Genomic DNA, 16,798 nt, shown 5'->3' on the forward strand with positions numbered 1-16,798 from the left:
ATACCCCGAGTTAAAGAACCCACCATTATGAATCTTACCGAATTAAAGAATACGCCGGTATCAGAGTTGATCACTCTCGGCGAAAATATGGGGCTGGAAAACCTGGCTCGTATGCGCAAACAAGATATTATCTTCTCTATCCTCAAACAGCATGCGAAGAGTGGAGAAGATATTTTCGGAGATGGTGTGCTGGAGATATTGCAGGATGGATTCGGTTTCCTCCGCTCAGCAGACAGCTCCTACCTTGCAGGTCCCGATGATATCTACGTTTCTCCTAGTCAAATTCGCCGTTTTAATCTCCGTACAGGTGACACTATTTCAGGTAAAATCCGCCCACCAAAAGAAGGTGAACGTTATTTTGCTTTGTTGAAAGTTAATGAAGTTAACTTCGATAAACCTGAAAATGCCCGTAGTAAGATCCTGTTTGAGAACTTGACTCCTCTCCATGCTAACAGCCGGTTACGTATGGAACGTGGTAATGGTTCTACCGAAGATTTGACTGCTCGAGTTCTGGATTTGGCAGCGCCTATTGGTCGTGGTCAGCGTGGTCTGATTGTTGCTCCACCAAAAGCGGGTAAGACCATGTTACTGCAAAACATCGCGGCTAATATTGCCCACAATTATCCAGATTGTGTGTTGATGGTGCTGCTGATCGATGAACGCCCAGAAGAAGTCACCGAAATGCAGCGTCTGGTAAAAGGTGAAGTTATCGCTTCTACTTTTGATGAGCCGGCTTCCCGCCACGTTCAAGTGGCTGAAATGGTGATCGAAAAAGCAAAACGTCTGGTTGAACACAAAAAAGACGTTATTATCCTGTTAGACTCTATAACCCGCCTGGCTCGTGCTTATAACACCGTTGTTCCGGCTTCCGGTAAGGTATTGACTGGTGGTGTGGATGCAAATGCGCTGCATCGTCCAAAACGCTTCTTCGGTGCAGCTCGTAATGTTGAAGAAGGTGGTAGCTTGACCATCATCGCGACAGCTCTGGTTGATACCGGTTCTAAGATGGATGAGGTTATTTACGAAGAATTTAAAGGTACAGGTAACATGGAGTTACACTTGTCCCGTAAGATTGCGGAAAAACGTGTTTTCCCTGCTATCGACTATAATCGCTCCGGTACACGTAAAGAAGAGTTACTCACTGCACAAGACGAATTACAGAAGATGTGGATATTGCGTAAAATTATTCATCCGATGGGTGAAATTGATGCAATGGAATTCCTTATCAACAAGCTGGCTATGACAAAAACAAACGAAGAATTCTTCGACTTTATGAAACGTTCGTAGTCTGTAAACAAAAATTCGCACTCCATAAATAAAAATAGTTAAGCGATCACTTCTTTAAAACGCCACTTTTTGTGGCGTTTTTTATTGATGGTTTAATTTAATCGCAAAGATGGCATGTATTTTGCTTTTCTTTTTTTAGATACGTGTTCCCTGACGGTGCTTCATAGATACTCCGCAAATAATGATTGATCACGATCTATGACTGTCTTTACTAATGTGTAAATTTCTTACATTGTAGGCATCTTTTTGTTGACTAGGTACTTATTGAGTGAGTTTGATATTAAAGGAAATATAAGAGTCAATGAATACTAGATGACCTACTGTTATTTTTGCAGAGAGTTATTATTGTGAATATTCCCAGTATAGCTGCTGAAATCTTATGCGTATTTATATTCTCATTTATATTTTTGTTTGTGGCGCGTAAGTTAGCACAGCGGATCGGTCTTGTTGATAAGCCTAATTATCGTAAATGTCATCATGGAGTAATACCTCTGGTAGGGGGAATATCTATCTTTTTTGGGATTTGTTTTGGTTTTGCTATAACAAAAGAATTTATCCCTCATAAGTGGGTGTACTTATCTTGTGCGGGGGCATTAGTTTTTGTTGGTGCATTGGATGATCGCTTTGATCTTAGTGTAAAAATCCGGGCAACAATCCAAGCTTTAGTAGGTATTAGTATGATGTATTTCTCTGGGCTTAAGTTAGAAAGTTTGGGGGATGCGTTTGGACCATGGGAGATGGTATTAGGCCCATTTAGCTATGTGGTTACACTGTTTGCGGTTTGGGCTGCCATTAATGCTTTTAACATGATGGATGGCATTGATGGTTTATTGGGGGGATTGTCTTGCATCTCTTTCGGTGCATTAGGTATTTTGCTTTATGAAAGCGGCAACACTGCTTTGGCATTTTGGTGCTTTGCATTTATAGCTGGGATATTGCCTTATATTTTTCTCAATCTGGGCCTGCTTGGTAAACGCTTCAAAGTCTTTATGGGGGACGCTGGAAGTACACTAATTGGTTTCACCATCATCTGGCTGTTGACTGAGGTGACTCAAGGGGAAAATCGTTCTATTAACCCTGTGACAGCATTATGGATCATTGCTATCCCATTGATGGATATGGTTGCGATTATGTACCGCCGACTGCGCAAGGGCATGAGTCCATTTTCACCGGATCGTCAGCATATTCATCACCTGATCATGCGCGCAGGTTTTACTTCCCGTCAGGCATTCGTCTTAATTACTGCGGCAGCAGCTTTGCTGGCTGGAGTGGGCATTATAGGTGAACGGTTAAGTTTTGTGCCTGAATGGGTAATGTTGGCATTGTTTTTGCTTGCATTTATATTGTATGGCTATTGCATCAAAAGAGCATGGCGGGTTGCTCGTTTTATCAAACGGTGTAAACGTCGGATGCGTCGGGTTGCAAGCCATCATTAAAAATAATCGGCTTATCAAAGAGGTTTGGCGCAGTGAAAAACTCAGAAACGAAATCTAATCAGGGTCAGGCAGCTATAGAGCATGAATTGGATATTCGTGCACTCTGTTATGCTCTGTGGCGTGGAAAGATATGGATTATCGCACTGGCAATTATTTTCGCTGCTGTCGCTCTGGCTGCATCGTATCTGATGCAGCAAAAATGGAGCGCAACCGCTATTGTAGATTTACCGACGACGAATAATCTGGGGAGTTATTATTCACAACAGCAATTTCTGCGCAATTTAGATACTCACATTAATGCTTCGCCGGAAGCCCAGTTACCGACTATTCCCGATGGTGCATATAAAGAGTTCATGACGCAAGTTGAAGCATATGATACCCGTCGTGAATTCTGGCTTCATTCCAATTATTACAAACAGCGCCGAGAGGGTAATAGTAAAGCGGATGCCGTGTTACTGGAAGAATTGATCAACAATATTCAGGTGACACGCCGTAATGAGAAAAATGCGCAGAATGAACACATTAAATTAACGGCAGAAACAGCAATAGATGCCAACCGACTGCTGCGGGAATATATTGCTTTTGCTAATCAACGCGCCAGTACCCACCTGAACAATGAAATTAAAGGTGCGTGGGCTACACGTACTCAATCAATGAAAGCGTTGGTCAAACGACAAGAAATGGTGGCCAAGGCAATGTATAACCGTGAGTTGAATGTCTTGCAGCAATCATTGAAGGTTGCTGAAAAACAGGGCATTCAACGTAATCAAACGAACATCCCTCTTGATGAACTGCCTGAATCTAAAATGTTCATGCTGGGAGTACCATTGCTGCAAGCACAACTCGAAACTTTGCAAGCTACCGGTCCCAATTACAGCATCGATTATGATCAAAATATAGCAATGTTGGCGACCCTAAATGTTGGCCCTACTTTGCAGAATATTTTTCAGACCTACCGTTATCTCAGAACACCTGAAGAACCTGTCAACAGAGATAGTCCTCGCCGTGCATTTATGATGATTCTGTGGGGAGCTATCGGTATGTTGGTTGGTGCTGGAGTCGCATTAGCGAGGCGTTCGCGCACATAATTTTATATATATGATAACTATGTAAATTTCATTTATCGCAAGAAAAAATGAATGGCTGTTTCAGATGGTCTGTATTTTATATACACATATATATTGGAAACAGGGATGAAAGTAACCGCAACAAATATCCCTTTGTGGAATTACCAGCAATGATTGACAAAATAAGAGAGTCACTGTGAAAGTGTTGACTGTGTTTGGTACTCGCCCGGAAGCCATCAAAATGGCACCATTGGTACATGCTTTGGCCAGGGATAATGCTTTTGAGGCAAAAGTTTGTGTCACTGCACAGCATAGGGAAATGTTGGATCAAGTACTGCACTTATTTGGGATCAAGCCTGATTTTGATCTCAATATTATGAAACAAGGACAGGATCTCACGGATATTACCTGCCGGATACTTGAATCCATGAAGCCTGTATTAAGTGAGTTCAAGCCAGATGTGGTGCTGGTGCATGGCGATACGACAACGACAATGGCAACCAGTCTGGCCGCTTTTTACCAACGTATTCCGGTAGGTCATGTTGAAGCCGGATTGAGAACTGGTGATCTGTACTCTCCGTGGCCGGAAGAGGCCAATCGTAAGATTGCTGGTCATCTGGCGACGTACCATTTCGCGCCGACGGAGAACTCTCGCAACAATCTCTTGCAAGAATCAATTGCAGATAACGCTATTTTTGTCACGGGAAATACGGTCATTGATGCTTTACTTTGGGTACGTGACCGCATTATGGATGATGCAGTGTTGAGCGAGCAATTTGCTGAGCTTTATCCTTTTATTGATCCCAATAAGAAAATGATCCTGGTGACAGGTCATCGTCGTGAGAATTTTGGTGGCGGGTTTGAACGGATTTGTGAAGCGTTGGCACAAATTGCCAGAATGCACCCTGATGTGCAGGTCGTTTATCCTGTTCACCTGAATCCTAATGTGTGTGAGCCAGTAAAACGCATTCTGCATGATATTGATAATGTTATTCTTATCAATCCACAAGACTATCTGCCATTTGTTTATTTGATGGATCATGCCTATCTGATACTCACCGACTCAGGCGGGATTCAGGAAGAAGCGCCTTCACTTGGAAAACCTGTTCTGGTCATGCGTAATACCACAGAGCGACCAGAAGCAGTTGATGCTGGTACAGTGCGATTGGTAGGAACAAAAACCCAAACTATCGTTGATGAAGTCACACGCTTGCTGACGGATGACTCTGCTTATCAACAGATGAGCCGGGCTCATAACCCTTACGGTGATGGCAAGGCTTGTCAGCGAATTCTGGAAGTATTGAAGAAAAATCAGGTGACATTATGAACTTTGAAACAATTTCTGTGATCGGTCTTGGTTATATTGGCTTACCTACTGCGGCAGCATTTGCGTCTCGCCAGAAAACGGTTATTGGTGTTGATGTTAATCAACATGCAGTGGAGACGATTAATCGTGGAGAGATCCATATTGTTGAACCTGATTTGGATAAAGTAGTCAAAACTGCTGTTGAAGATGGCTACCTGAAAGCAGTGTCTTCCCCGCAACCCGCCGATGCATTTTTAATCGCGGTTCCCACGCCTTTTAAAGGAGATCACGAGCCTGATATGGCTTATGTTCGCGCAGCGGCAGAATCTATTGCTCCTGTTTTGCAAAAAGGAAATTTGATTATTCTGGAATCAACATCACCTGTTGGCGCGACTGAACAAATGGCAGAGTGGCTGGCAGAAGTTCGTCCCGATCTTTCATTTCCACAGCAGGCAGGGGAAAATTCAGACATTGATATCGCGTATTGCCCTGAGCGAGTATTACCGGGACAAGTCATGGTGGAGCTGATCAAAAATGATCGCGTTGTGGGTGGTATGACACCAAAATCGTCTTCCAGAGCAAGTGAACTGTATAAAATTTTCCTTGAAGGCGAATGTGTTGTCACCAATGCCAGAACTGCGGAAATGTGTAAACTGACAGAGAACAGTTTTCGGGATGTTAACATTGCATTTGCTAATGAACTTTCGCTTATCTGTGCCGAACAGGGGATTAATGTCTGGGCATTAATCAGTCTGGCCAATCGGCATCCTCGCGTTAATATCCTGCAACCAGGCCCTGGGGTTGGTGGTCATTGTATCGCCGTCGATCCATGGTTTATTGTGTCACAAAATCCTGCACAATCCCGTTTGATCCACACTGCCCGCCTTGTGAATGATAGCAAGCCACTCTGGGTCGTTGATCAAGTAAAAGCTGCGGTGGCGGACTGTTTAGTTGAAAGCGGCAAACGGGCAAGTGAAGTTAAAATCGCCTGTTTTGGTCTGGCATTTAAATCAAATATTGATGATTTACGGGAAAGCCCGGCAGTTCATATCACCAAAATGGTCGCACAGTGGCATGCTGGCTCCACCCTCGCGGTTGAGCCGAATATTCATAGCTTGCCTTATTCACTGAAGGGCGTCGTGGAACTGGTAGATTTACAACAGGCACTGGAAGAGGCCGATGTTGTGTTAATGCTGGTGGATCATAGCCAGTTTAAGGCCATTAATGGCAAACAAATAAAACAAAAATGGGTTGTTGATACCAAAGGAGTTTGGCGTTGAAACGTATTCTGATTACTGGTGGTGCAGGTTTTATCGGCTCAGCGGTGGTTCGTCATATTATTAATCATACTGAAGACAGCGTCGTTGTTGTCGATAACCTAACTTATGCTGGCAATCTTGAGTCACTGGCTCCGGTTGCCGGGCATCCTCGTTATGCGTTTGAGCGGGTGGATATCTGTCATCGTGATGCTTTAGATCATATCTTTCAGCAATATCAACCTGATGCAGTGATGCACTTGGCGGCAGAAAGTCATGTTGATCGCTCCATTGATGGGCCAGCGGCTTTTATCGAAACCAATATTATTGGCACTTATACCTTATTAGAAGCTGCCCGGACTTTCTGGCAGCAATTGGATCAGGATAAGCAGGCTGCATTCCGTTTCCACCATATTTCAACCGATGAAGTATATGGTGATTTGCACGGTGATGAGGGCTTTTTCACAGAAACGACACCTTATGCACCGAGCAGCCCTTATTCTGCATCGAAAGCATCCAGTGATCATCTGGTCAGAGCGTGGCGTCGTACCTATGGTTTACCGACAGTGATCACTAACTGTTCGAATAACTATGGACCTTACCATTTCCCGGAAAAACTGATCCCTCTGATGATCCTGAATGCGTTGGCAGGTAAACCTTTGCCCGTTTACGGTAAGGGAGAGCAAATCCGTGATTGGCTGTATGTAGAAGATCATGCACGGGCACTACATTTGGTGGTTACCAGGGCAAGACCTGGTGAAACCTATAATATTGGCGGCCACAATGAGCGCCGGAATATTGATGTTGTGGAAACTATCTGCCAATTACTGGAAGAGTTGCGTCCGGAAAAGCCAGCAGGTATTGCCTTTTATCGTGAGCTTATCACTTATGTCACCGACCGTCCGGGGCACGATATGCGTTATGCCATTGATGCAGCGAAAATTGAGCGTGAGTTAGGATGGACACCACAGGAGACATTTGAATCTGGTATTCGTAAGACGGTGCAATGGTATCTGGAAAATGAGAGTTGGTGGCGTAGTGTTCAGGACGGCTCTTATGCAGGAGAACGTCTTGGTTTGGTTGATCACTGCGGGAATGAATAAACCCGTCTGGGGGATAGCATGAAAGGAATTATACTGGCAGGTGGCTCTGGTACTCGTCTCTATCCAATAACACGTGGTGTATCAAAGCAGTTACTGCCTATTTATGATAAACCAATGATCTACTATCCGTTGTCAGTCTTAATGCTGGCAGGGATACGCGACATACTGATTATTTCTACTGCGGAAGATCTGCCTGCTTTCAAACGGTTATTGGGTGATGGTAATCGTTGTGGTATTCACCTGAGCTATGCAGTACAACCTTCACCGGATGGTTTGGCACAGGCATTTCTGATCGGCGAGGAGTTTATTGGCGATGATGCCTGCTGTCTGGTGCTTGGTGACAATATCTACTTTGGTCAGGCATTCAGTCCGAAACTGCAAAGTGTTGTGGCGCGCGGGCACGGAGCAACAGTATTCGGTTATCAGGTTATGGATCCTGAACGGTTTGGGGTTGTAGAATTTGATGAGCAGTACCGTGTACTTTCCATTGAAGAAAAGCCAGCGCAGCCAAAATCAAATTGGGCAGTCACCGGACTCTATTTTTATGACAACAAAGTCGTGGATTTTGCTAAACAGGTGAAACCTTCCGCCCGTGGTGAACTGGAAATTACCAGCATTAATCAAATGTATCTGGAGTGCGGAGAACTGAATGTTGAACTGTTGGGGCGTGGGTTTGCTTGGTTGGATACTGGCACGCACGATAGCCTGATTGAGGCCAGTATGTTTGTTCAGACAGTCGAAAAACGGCAAGGTTTCAAAATTGCCTGTCTGGAAGAGATCGCATGGCGCAATGGCTGGATGGATGAGGAACAAGTAAGAGCCTCTGCGACAGAGTTGGCAAAAACAGGTTACGGTCAATATTTGCTGGATTTACTCCATGTCTATTCATGTTGAACCTGTTTACGCTGATATTGAGCCTTTGGCATGGGATAGCCAGTTTTTTGGCTTATCTACTGCCCGTCTGAATTTCGTATCGGCGTTTTCGTCGACTAATAAGGGGCAAATAACGACAGCTCAGTTGGACGAATATGCGTTGGTACAGGCGAAAGTTCCCGCGCAACAACTCTATTTGGTTGATCAGTTATCTGCTCTGGGTTTCTCTCTGGTGGAAGGCGAAGCGGATTTACTGCTGTCTGTTAATTCATCATCTGTCAGTTCGTTATCTGCCAGTTCAGAAGAATGTGATAAATATCAGGCGTTGATAACCGCAACACCATTGGATATTCCGGTATTGAAAGCTGTAGCGTTGCGCGCGTTTGCAACCAGCCGCTTTCGTGCCCCTTGGTATCAACCAAATGACAGTGGCCGTTTTTACGCGACTTGGGTTGAAAACGCGGTTCTGGGAACTTTTGATCACGAATGTTTGCTCGTTAATGATGAGTGTGGTGGGCTTGCTGGCTTTGTCACTATGAGAAACATAGGTTGCCACGAAGCACGAATAGGTTTACTGGCGGCATTACCGGGAAAGCATCACCAGGGCATTGGAAAAAAATTGATGTCGGTGGCGCAGCAGTGGTGTCAGAACCATAGGATACAACGGCTGAGAATTGCAACACAGATCAGTAACATCACAGCTTTGCGCCTTTATACACGTCGTGGTGCGATAATCGAAAGCACTGCATATTGGTTATACAGAGGACGAAATGATTCCATTTAACAAACCACCGGTAGTTGGCACTGAACTGGAATATATGCAACAGGCGATGGCCAGTGGAAAATTGTGTGGTGATGGTGGTTTTACCAAACGTTGTGAAGAGTGGATGGAGAAGCGTTTTAATTGTTCAAACACTCTTCATAGTTCAAAAGTGCTGTTGACCCCCTCTTGTACCGCTGCATTAGAAATGGCGGCAATACTGCTGAATATTCAGCCGGGTGATGAAATTATCATGCCCAGTTATACATTCGTTTCGACTTCCAATGCGTTTGTGCTGCGTGGAGCGACAATTGTATTCGTGGATATCCGTCCGGATACGATGAATATTGACGAAACCAAGATTGAAGCTGCTATCACGGATAAAACCCGTGCTATCGTGCCAGTGCATTATGCAGGGGTAGCATGTGAAATGGATACCATCTTGGCACTGGCAGAAAAATACAATCTGTATGTCGTGGAAGATGCTGCACAGGGTGTCATGTCCACTTATAAAGGCCGTGCGTTAGGAACCATTGGTCATATTGGCTGTTTCAGCTTTCATGAGACTAAAAATTACTCTTCGGGAGGTGAAGGCGGGGCAATATTGATCAACGATAAGTCCATGTTCTCCCGCGCAGAGATTGTTCGTGAAAAAGGGACTAACCGTACGCAGTTCTTCCGTGGACAAGTGGACAAATACACATGGCGTGACATTGGCTCCAGCTATCTGTTGTCTGACTTACAGGCCGCTTTCCTGTGGGCACAATTGGAAGTTGCTGAAAAAATCAATCAGCGCCGCCTGACCTTATGGGATAACTACTATCGGGCCTTGGAGCCATTGGCTGAGAAGGGGCTTTTAACTCTGCCGATTGTGCCAGAAAATGTAGAGCACAATGCGCATATGTTCTATATCAAACTGAAAGATGTGGAAGAGCGCAGCGAGTTTAATAACCATATGAAAGCGGCGGATATTCTGACAGTGTTCCATTATGTAGCGTTGCACACCAGCCCTGCCGGTGAGAAGTGTGGTCATTTTCATGGTGAAGACCACTTTACCACCAGCGAAAGTGAGCGTCTGGTGCGTTTGCCGATGTTTTATAATATTACTGATGAAGAACAGCAGGTAGTCATCAGCCGCATTAAGGAATTTTTTGCCTGATGTCACTTGCCAAAGCCTCAGTCTGGACGGCGGGCTCTACACTAATCAAGATTAGCGCCGGGTTACTGGTCGTAAAACTTCTGGCCGTCTCCTTTGGCCCGACAGGGGTGGGGCAAGCGGGCAATTTCCGCCAACTCATTACTGTTCTGGGTGTATTGTCTGGTGCGGGGATCTTTAACGGTGTTACCAAATACGTTGCAGAACACTATGTTGCGGAACATTATGCTGTAAAACACCATCAGCAATCGGCAAAGCTCAGAGCAGTATTGGGAACATCATCCTCAATCATTTTGGGGTCTTCTACTCTGCTGGCGATAGTTTTCTTCTTATTCAGCGACACCATCAATATCAGTTTATTTGGTCATAACCATTACAAAATGGTTGTGCAGGCGCTCGCATTTATTCAAATGGGAATCGCTTATGCCAACTATTTTCTGGCTATTTTGAAGGGACTTCGCGATGCTCAGGGAAACGCATTGGCGATAATACTGGGTAGCTTGGTCGGTGTAATTGCCTATAGCCTTTGTTATTGGTTAGGGGATTATGAAGGCGCTCTGATAGGGTTGGCTTTAATGCCCGCTTTGGTAGTGTTGCCGGCAGTGGTTATCCTTCTGCGTCGTAAAGTTATTGCGTTTTCGGCATTGAAACCCATCTGGGATCGTGCCATTGCAAGCCATTTGGGGAAGTTTACTCTGATGGCTTTATTGACTTCTATCACACTGCCAGTTGCCTACATCATGATGCGAAACTTGATGGCAGAACGTTATAGCTGGGAAGAGGTTGGTATCTGGCAGGGAGTGAGCAGTATTTCAGATGCTTATTTACAATTTATCACGGCCTCTTTCACGGTTTATCTACTGCCGACCCTTTCCCGATTGGAAAATAAAAACGAGATTGCCAGTGAGATAGTGAAAGCGTTGAAATTTGTCTTACCGGCCGTGGCAGTTGCCAGCTTTTCAGTCTGGTTATTGCGTGATTTTGTTATTTGGTTACTGTTTTCTGATAAATTTATTGCAATGCGGGATCTATTTGCATGGCAGTTGGTAGGTGATGTTCTGAAAGTGGGTGCTTATGTTTTTGGTTATCTGGTGATAGCGAAAGCAGCACTGCGTATTTATGTATTGGCTGAAATCAGTCAATTTCTGTTGTTGACCAGTTTTTCTCATTGGCTGATCCCCGTTAATGGGGCGTTGGGAGCAGCTCAGTCATATATGGCTACTTATATTGTTTACTTTATTCTTTGTTGTAGCGTATTTATTATTTATCGCGGACGAGCATGACAACCTTAATCCACGTTTTGGGATCGGACATCCCACATCACAATCAAACGCTACTGCGTTTTTTTAATGACGTCTTGGCACAGGAAATAAATTTTCCAGCCAAACCGTGTTTTATGGTGGTGGCGAAAGAGCATTCATGGATAACAGCGAATTATCCTGCTTTAACCATCTCTATTTATGAGAGTAAAGCGGCACTGTCGAAGGCCGTCATAGCACAAGCGCAAGAAGACAGAGCCAGACGTTTCTTTTTTCATGGACAGTTCAATACAGGATTATGGATAGCTTTATTGATTGGAAAAATTAAAAGTCATCAATTCTGGTGGCATGTATGGGGAGCTGATCTTTATGAGGATTCCCGTCAGCTTAAATTTCGTTTTTTCTATCTGTTACGTCGTTTAGCACAGAAACGGGTAGGAAAGGTGTTTGCTACACGTGGCGATCTCAATCATTTCGCAGCATTCAACCCTAATGTACCGGCTTCTCTGCTGTATTTCCCAACGCGTATGGCACCTTCACTAGTGGTGAAGGAAAAATCCTTTTCATCTGAAGGGGTCACTATTCTGTTGGGAAATTCAGGAGATAAATCTAATCGTCATATTGAAGCATTGCACAAAATTCATCGTCAATTTGGCACAGAAGCCTGTCTCATTTTGCCAATGGGTTATCCTGATAATAATCAAGCCTATATCCAACATGTAGAACAAACTGCATTGTCGTTATTCCGGGCTGAGAATATCCGGATATTGAAAACAAAACTGGCTTTTGACGATTACTTGTCATTGCTACGTCAATGCGATTTGGGCTATTTCATTTTTAAGCGTCAGCAGGGAATAGGAACCCTTTGCCAGTTGATCCAGTCAGGTATTCCATTTGTTTTGAGTCGTCAGAATCCATTCTGGCAAGACTTAGCCGAGCAGCAAATCCCCATTCTGTTTGATGGTGACGAGCTGAATAAGCACTGGGTGCAGGAAGCACAGCGTCAGATGCTGTTTCTTGATAAAAAGGCGATAGCCTTTTTTGATCCTAATTTTGTAGAAGGGTGGAAAATTGCCTTGTTGGAAGCATCTGGAGAGTTTCAATGACTTTGGCGCAATTCGGTGGGTTATTTGTTGTTTACACCATCTCGCTGATCTTCATTCTTACATTGATGTATCGGGAGTTTCGACGTGTTCAGTTTAACTTCAATATCTTTTTCTCATTGCTTTATTTGCTGACATTTTATTTTGGTTTTCCACTGACGAGCCTATTGGTTTTTCAGTTTGATGTACAGGTAGTGCCGGTAGATTCATTGCTACATGCAATGCTGGCGTCGGGCTGTTTTTATGCCATTTATTATGTCAGTTATAAAATACGGCTCAGGTATCGAATTCCTGACAATGATAAAACATCTATTAAGGTTGTATCTCGTAAGCCTTTGTTCACCATGAATCGGGTAGAAACCAATCTGACTTGGCTACTGTTGGCAGGTATTGCGATCTTCACTGTTGCCTCTTTCTTTCTGCAAAACGGTTTTCTGCTATTTAAGCTACAGTCTTATAGTCAGATATTCTCCAGTCAAGTTTCCGGGGTGGCACTTAAGCGCTTTTTCTATTTCTTCATCCCTGCCATGCTGGTAGTGTTTTTCCTGAAACCGACTAAGATCCGTTGGCTGTGCTTTTTAGTGGGAACGGTTGGGTTTGGTATTCTGACTTATGTCATCGTCGGAGGAACACGGGCCAATATTATTATTGCGTTTGCATTATTCCTGTTTATTGGCATTGTCCGGGGTTGGATCACCCTATGGATGTTGCTTGTGGCGGGAGTCATGGGGATCGTTGGTATGTTCTGGCTGGCATTGAAGCGCTATGGCCTTAATGTGAGTGGTGAGGAAGCCTTTTATACCTTCCTGTATCTGACCAGAGATACCTTTTCTCCGTGGGAGAATCTTGCTCTGTTATTGGATAACTACCGTAAAATTGATTTTCAGGGTTTGGCGCCGATAATCCGTGACTTCTATGTCTTTATTCCTGGCTGGGTTTGGCCGGACAGACCTAATCTGGTCTGGAATACAGCCAACTACTTTACGTGGGATGTACTGGATAATCACTCTGGTCTGGCGATTTCTCCGACGTTGATCGGTTCATTGGTCGTCATGGGCGGGGTGTTCTTTATACCACTTGGTGCAATTGTCGTTGGTATGATTATCAAGTGGTTTGACTGGATCTATGAAGCAGGAAAACAGGAAACAAACCGTTATAAGGCAGCCATTTTACAGGCATTCTGCTTTGGAGCGATCTTCAACATGATAGTCCTTGCCCGTGAAGGTGTGGATTCTTTTGTCTCCCGTGTTGTGTTCTTTGGTATCGTCTTTGGCCTGTGCCTGATAGCCGCGAAGTTACTGTTTTGGCTATTCGATAGTGCAGGTGTTGTCCGAAAGTTTGTCATCAATAATTTGTCTGCATCACAAAAAATACCTGTTCTGGTGAATGTAAGGAGAAAAAATGGTGATGAATAACATTCCTAAATATCGTATCCGCGGACTCAGTCTATGGGGATTTCGTGGAATACCACATTTTCTTGATCACCTTTTTCAGGATGGGCAGGTAAAAACAGGAACATTGGTGGCAATCAATGCAGAAAAAGTGCTCACTGCGGAGAAAGATAATGCGCTGAGCATGTTGTTGGATGAAGCAGAATATCTTTATGCGGATGGTATCAGTATCGTACGTGCTATCCGGCGTAAGTATCCTAATGCACAGGTGTCCCGCATTGCGGGAGCTGATTTATGGGAGTCTTTGATGGAACGTGCCGGGCGCGAAGGTACACCCGTATTTCTGGTGGGTGGAAAACCAGAAATTCTTACCCAGACAGCAAATAAACTTCGCAAGCAGTGGGGCGTTAATATTGTTGGTAGTCAGGATGGTTATTTTACTGTTGAAGAACGTGATGCGGTATTTGCACGAATTCAGGCCAGTGGCGCGCAAATAGTCACGGTAGCAATGGGATCACCAAGACAGGAGATTTTCATGCGTGATTGTCGAAAAGTGTATCCTTGCTCACTGTATATGGGGGTTGGAGGGACGTATGATGTGTTCACCGGACATGTTAAACGTGCGCCGAAAATCTGGCAGAACTTAGGTTTGGAATGGCTCTATCGTCTGTTATCACAGCCCAGTCGTATCCACAGGCAAATCAAGTTATTGAAATTTCTTTGGTATTATTACAACGGTAAACTGTAAGTTACGATTTGATTACTATAACCCACTGTATCCGGCTTAATATTGGTGCTTGATACGGTGGATTGCCTTATCTTGGACTATCTCTATTGACTCTATTTTACAATTTTTTATTTCACTGATGGGCAAAACGTGCTTTGATCCCTGCCTTTTTACGACTGATCTTCACAACCATTGATTATCAATTCCTGTATTTTTTCTATTTGCAAATATAGACATCATAAAAATGGATAGGGAGTTTTATGAGTGATTCAAAACAGAGTCTGCAAAGGGGACTTGAAGCGCGCCATATTGAGTTGATTGCACTAGGCGGCACAATCGGTGTTGGGCTGTTCATGGGGTCCGCCAGCACACTGAAATGGGCTGGCCCATCGGTATTACTGGCTTATATTATTGCTGGTCTTTTTGTCTTTTTCATTATGCGGTCAATGGGAGAAATGTTGTTCCTTGAACCTGTCACTGGCTCATTCGCGGCTTTTGGGCATAAATATCTTAGCCCTTACTGGGGATGCCTGACAGCCTGGGGCTACTGGTTTATGTGGGTTTCAGTAGGAATTTCAGAGATTACCGCAGTGGGGGTTTATGCTGAACTCTGGTTCCCTGATTTGCCCCAATGGGTTTCTGCACTGACCGCTGTTGGTCTGGTCGCGTTGGCTAATCTGGCTGCTGTGCGATTGTATGGAGAGTTGGAATTTTGGTTTGCTATGATCAAAGTCACCACGATTATTGTGATGATCTTGGTTGGTATCGGGCTGATATTTTTTGGGTTAGGTAATGATTGGCAAGCTATTGGTTTAGATAACTTGACTGCTCACGGTGGTTTTTTCTCTGGTGGCTGGCAAGGTTTCCTGTTTGCCCTGTGTATTGTGGTTGCTTCATACCAAGGGGTAGAGTTGGTTGGTATTACCGCAGGTGAAGCCAAAAATCCACAAATTACGCTGAAAAAAGCGATCAACAATATCCTGTGGCGGATTTTGATCTTTTATGTCGGAGCGATTTTCATTGTTGTAACCTTGTTCCCGTGGACAGAAGTGGGCACGCATGGCAGCCCGTTTGTGATGACTTTTGCTAAAGTTGGTATTACTTCTGCGGCGGCAGTCATCAACTTTGTTGTATTGACTGCGGCGCTTTCGGGATGCAACAGCGGAATGTACAGTGGGGGCAGGATGCTGTATGCCTTGGCTGCAAACCGTCAATTGCCGGCTTCATTGCTTAAGCTTTCGAAAAATGGTGTACCTGTAAGATGTATCGCGATCACCATTGGCTGCCTGATTGCAGGTTCCAGTTTGAATTATTTGATCCCGGAACCACAGGCTGTTTTTGTTTATGTTTATAGTGCCAGTGTACTGCCGGGAATGGTGCCGTGGTTTGTTATTCTGGTAAGCCAGTTGCGTTTCCGCCAACATCATCAGGAAGCGCTGAAACAGCATCGGTTTAAGTCGATACTTTTCCCTTACGTCAATTACCTGACATTGATTTTCCTGTCTTGTGTATTGATTGGCATGGCGATTAATCCGGATACCCGTTTTTCATTGATTGTTGGTGGTGTCTTTTTGCTGATCGTGTCACTCATTTATTGGTGGGCAAAGTTTATCCGGGGAAGAAAACCGATAGAAAATGTAGTTTGATTTTTCATTGATGAAACAATCTGCGGTGGAAAAACGCTGACTTTATCAACTAAATGAATAAAGCATAATCAAACACATCATTTCTTTTAAAAAAGCACTGGACAGTTGGAGATTAAATCCGTACTATCCTCCACCGCAACGGCGTTAAGCGCCCGTAGCTCAGCTGGATAGAGCGCTGCCCTCCGGAGGCAGAGGTCTCAGGTTCGAATCCTGTCGGGCGCGCCATTTAAAGCGTGCAAGAGCAGTGACGATGAGTTATCGTGGTCAGCGGCATTGTAGTAGTAAGAAAATTAGTAGAAAGAAAAGATAGTTGTTATGGTGGCTATAGCTCAGTTGGTAGAGCCCTGGATTGTGATTCCAGTCGTCGCGAGTTCGAGTCTCGTTAGCCACCCCATCTTTTTTATGACATGCGAGGGTGGCGGAATTGG

14 protein-coding genes and 2 tRNA genes are annotated in these 16,798 nt (G+C 44.3%); all 16 read left to right on the top strand.

The features are described from left to right. Positions 1 to 27: 27 nt before the first annotated feature. The 16 genes from rho to AAC147_RS08085 all read left to right on the top strand — a co-directional run bounded on the left by rho (position 28) and on the right by AAC147_RS08085 (position 16,764). Entirely contained in the window at positions 28 to 1,287 is a 1,260-nt protein-coding gene (rho, locus tag AAC147_RS08010) for a transcription termination factor Rho (protein WP_047680026.1), read from the top strand. Between the two features lie 347 nt (positions 1,288 to 1,634). Then, positions 1,635 to 2,723, top strand: coding sequence for a UDP-N-acetylglucosamine--undecaprenyl-phosphate N-acetylglucosaminephosphotransferase (gene wecA, locus AAC147_RS08015; RefSeq protein ID WP_047680028.1), 1,089 nt, complete (start codon positions 1,635 to 1,637; stop codon positions 2,721 to 2,723). A 32-nt stretch (positions 2,724 to 2,755) separates the two neighbouring features. Further along, complete coding sequence (wzzE, locus tag AAC147_RS08020; RefSeq protein ID WP_047680030.1) at positions 2,756 to 3,811, top strand: ECA polysaccharide chain length modulation protein; 1,056 nt, start codon at positions 2,756 to 2,758, stop codon at positions 3,809 to 3,811. A 175-nt stretch (positions 3,812 to 3,986) separates the two neighbouring features. After that, the gene (wecB, locus tag AAC147_RS08025) at positions 3,987 to 5,117 is read left to right on the top strand and encodes a non-hydrolyzing UDP-N-acetylglucosamine 2-epimerase (RefSeq protein ID WP_047680032.1); all 1,131 of its coding nucleotides are present in this window, start codon (positions 3,987 to 3,989) and stop codon (positions 5,115 to 5,117) included. Next, positions 5,114 to 6,376, top strand: coding sequence for a UDP-N-acetyl-D-mannosamine dehydrogenase (gene wecC / locus AAC147_RS08030; protein WP_047680034.1), 1,263 nt, complete (start codon positions 5,114 to 5,116; stop codon positions 6,374 to 6,376). Before wecB ends, wecC begins: the two co-directional genes overlap by 4 nt. Next, on the top strand, positions 6,373 to 7,455 hold the full coding sequence (rffG, locus tag AAC147_RS08035) for a dTDP-glucose 4,6-dehydratase (protein ID WP_047680036.1): 1,083 nt from the start codon (positions 6,373 to 6,375) through the stop codon (positions 7,453 to 7,455). The genes wecC and rffG overlap by 4 nt, the downstream gene beginning before the upstream one ends. Before the next feature lie 18 nt (positions 7,456 to 7,473). Further along, positions 7,474 to 8,349, top strand: a complete 876-nt coding sequence (rfbA, locus tag AAC147_RS08040; RefSeq protein ID WP_047680038.1) for a glucose-1-phosphate thymidylyltransferase RfbA — start codon at positions 7,474 to 7,476, stop codon at positions 8,347 to 8,349. Further along, positions 8,333 to 9,112, top strand: coding sequence for a dTDP-4-amino-4,6-dideoxy-D-galactose acyltransferase (gene rffC / locus AAC147_RS08045; protein WP_047680040.1), 780 nt, complete (start codon positions 8,333 to 8,335; stop codon positions 9,110 to 9,112). Before rfbA ends, rffC begins: the two co-directional genes overlap by 17 nt. After that, positions 9,099 to 10,247, top strand: a complete 1,149-nt coding sequence (rffA, locus tag AAC147_RS08050; RefSeq protein WP_047680042.1) for a dTDP-4-amino-4,6-dideoxygalactose transaminase — start codon at positions 9,099 to 9,101, stop codon at positions 10,245 to 10,247. Before rffC ends, rffA begins: the two co-directional genes overlap by 14 nt. Continuing rightward, positions 10,247 to 11,527, top strand: coding sequence for a lipid III flippase WzxE (wzxE, locus tag AAC147_RS08055; protein ID WP_047680044.1), 1,281 nt, complete (start codon positions 10,247 to 10,249; stop codon positions 11,525 to 11,527). Before rffA ends, wzxE begins: the two co-directional genes overlap by 1 nt. Next, positions 11,524 to 12,609, top strand: coding sequence for a TDP-N-acetylfucosamine:lipid II N-acetylfucosaminyltransferase (locus AAC147_RS08060; protein WP_047680046.1), 1,086 nt, complete (start codon positions 11,524 to 11,526; stop codon positions 12,607 to 12,609). The genes wzxE and AAC147_RS08060 overlap by 4 nt, the downstream gene beginning before the upstream one ends. Beyond that, the gene (wzyE, locus tag AAC147_RS08065; protein WP_047680048.1) at positions 12,606 to 14,021 is read left to right on the top strand and encodes an ECA oligosaccharide polymerase; all 1,416 of its coding nucleotides are present in this window, start codon (positions 12,606 to 12,608) and stop codon (positions 14,019 to 14,021) included. Before AAC147_RS08060 ends, wzyE begins: the two co-directional genes overlap by 4 nt. Continuing rightward, on the top strand, positions 14,008 to 14,745 hold the full coding sequence (gene wecG / locus AAC147_RS08070) for a lipopolysaccharide N-acetylmannosaminouronosyltransferase (protein ID WP_047680050.1): 738 nt from the start codon (positions 14,008 to 14,010) through the stop codon (positions 14,743 to 14,745). Before wzyE ends, wecG begins: the two co-directional genes overlap by 14 nt. A 239-nt stretch (positions 14,746 to 14,984) precedes the next feature. Next, a complete protein-coding gene (gene thrP / locus AAC147_RS08075; protein WP_047680052.1) occupies positions 14,985 to 16,370 on the top strand; it encodes a bifunctional threonine/serine APC transporter ThrP in 1,386 nt (461 codons plus the stop codon). 148 nt (positions 16,371 to 16,518) lie between these two features. Next, a tRNA-Arg gene (locus AAC147_RS08080) sits at positions 16,519 to 16,595 on the top strand. A 93-nt stretch (positions 16,596 to 16,688) separates the two neighbouring features. Continuing rightward, a tRNA-His gene (locus AAC147_RS08085) sits at positions 16,689 to 16,764 on the top strand. Positions 16,765 to 16,798: the final 34 nt, after the last annotated feature.

The organism is Xenorhabdus sp. NBAII XenSa04 (genome assembly GCF_963866145.1).
Classification (GTDB): domain Bacteria; phylum Pseudomonadota; class Gammaproteobacteria; order Enterobacterales; family Enterobacteriaceae; genus Xenorhabdus; species Xenorhabdus indica.

What these genes read in the sequence shown, in the direction of transcription:
- rfbA (WP_047680038.1), top strand. Translation starts at nt 7,474, where the DNA reads ATGAAAGGAATTATACTGGCAGGTGGCTCTGGTACTCGTCTCTATCCA.
- AAC147_RS08060 (WP_047680046.1), top strand. Translation starts at nt 11,524, where the DNA reads ATGACAACCTTAATCCACGTTTTGGGATCGGACATCCCACATCACAAT.
- rffA (WP_047680042.1), top strand. Translation starts at nt 9,099, where the DNA reads ATGATTCCATTTAACAAACCACCGGTAGTTGGCACTGAACTGGAATAT.
- thrP (WP_047680052.1), top strand. Translation starts at nt 14,985, where the DNA reads ATGAGTGATTCAAAACAGAGTCTGCAAAGGGGACTTGAAGCGCGCCAT.
- rho (WP_047680026.1), top strand. Translation starts at nt 28, where the DNA reads ATGAATCTTACCGAATTAAAGAATACGCCGGTATCAGAGTTGATCACT.
- wzyE (WP_047680048.1), top strand. Translation starts at nt 12,606, where the DNA reads ATGACTTTGGCGCAATTCGGTGGGTTATTTGTTGTTTACACCATCTCG.
- wecC (WP_047680034.1), top strand. Translation starts at nt 5,114, where the DNA reads ATGAACTTTGAAACAATTTCTGTGATCGGTCTTGGTTATATTGGCTTA.
- wecG (WP_047680050.1), top strand. Translation starts at nt 14,008, where the DNA reads ATGGTGATGAATAACATTCCTAAATATCGTATCCGCGGACTCAGTCTA.
- wzxE (WP_047680044.1), top strand. Translation starts at nt 10,247, where the DNA reads ATGTCACTTGCCAAAGCCTCAGTCTGGACGGCGGGCTCTACACTAATC.
- rffC (WP_047680040.1), top strand. Translation starts at nt 8,333, where the DNA reads ATGTCTATTCATGTTGAACCTGTTTACGCTGATATTGAGCCTTTGGCA.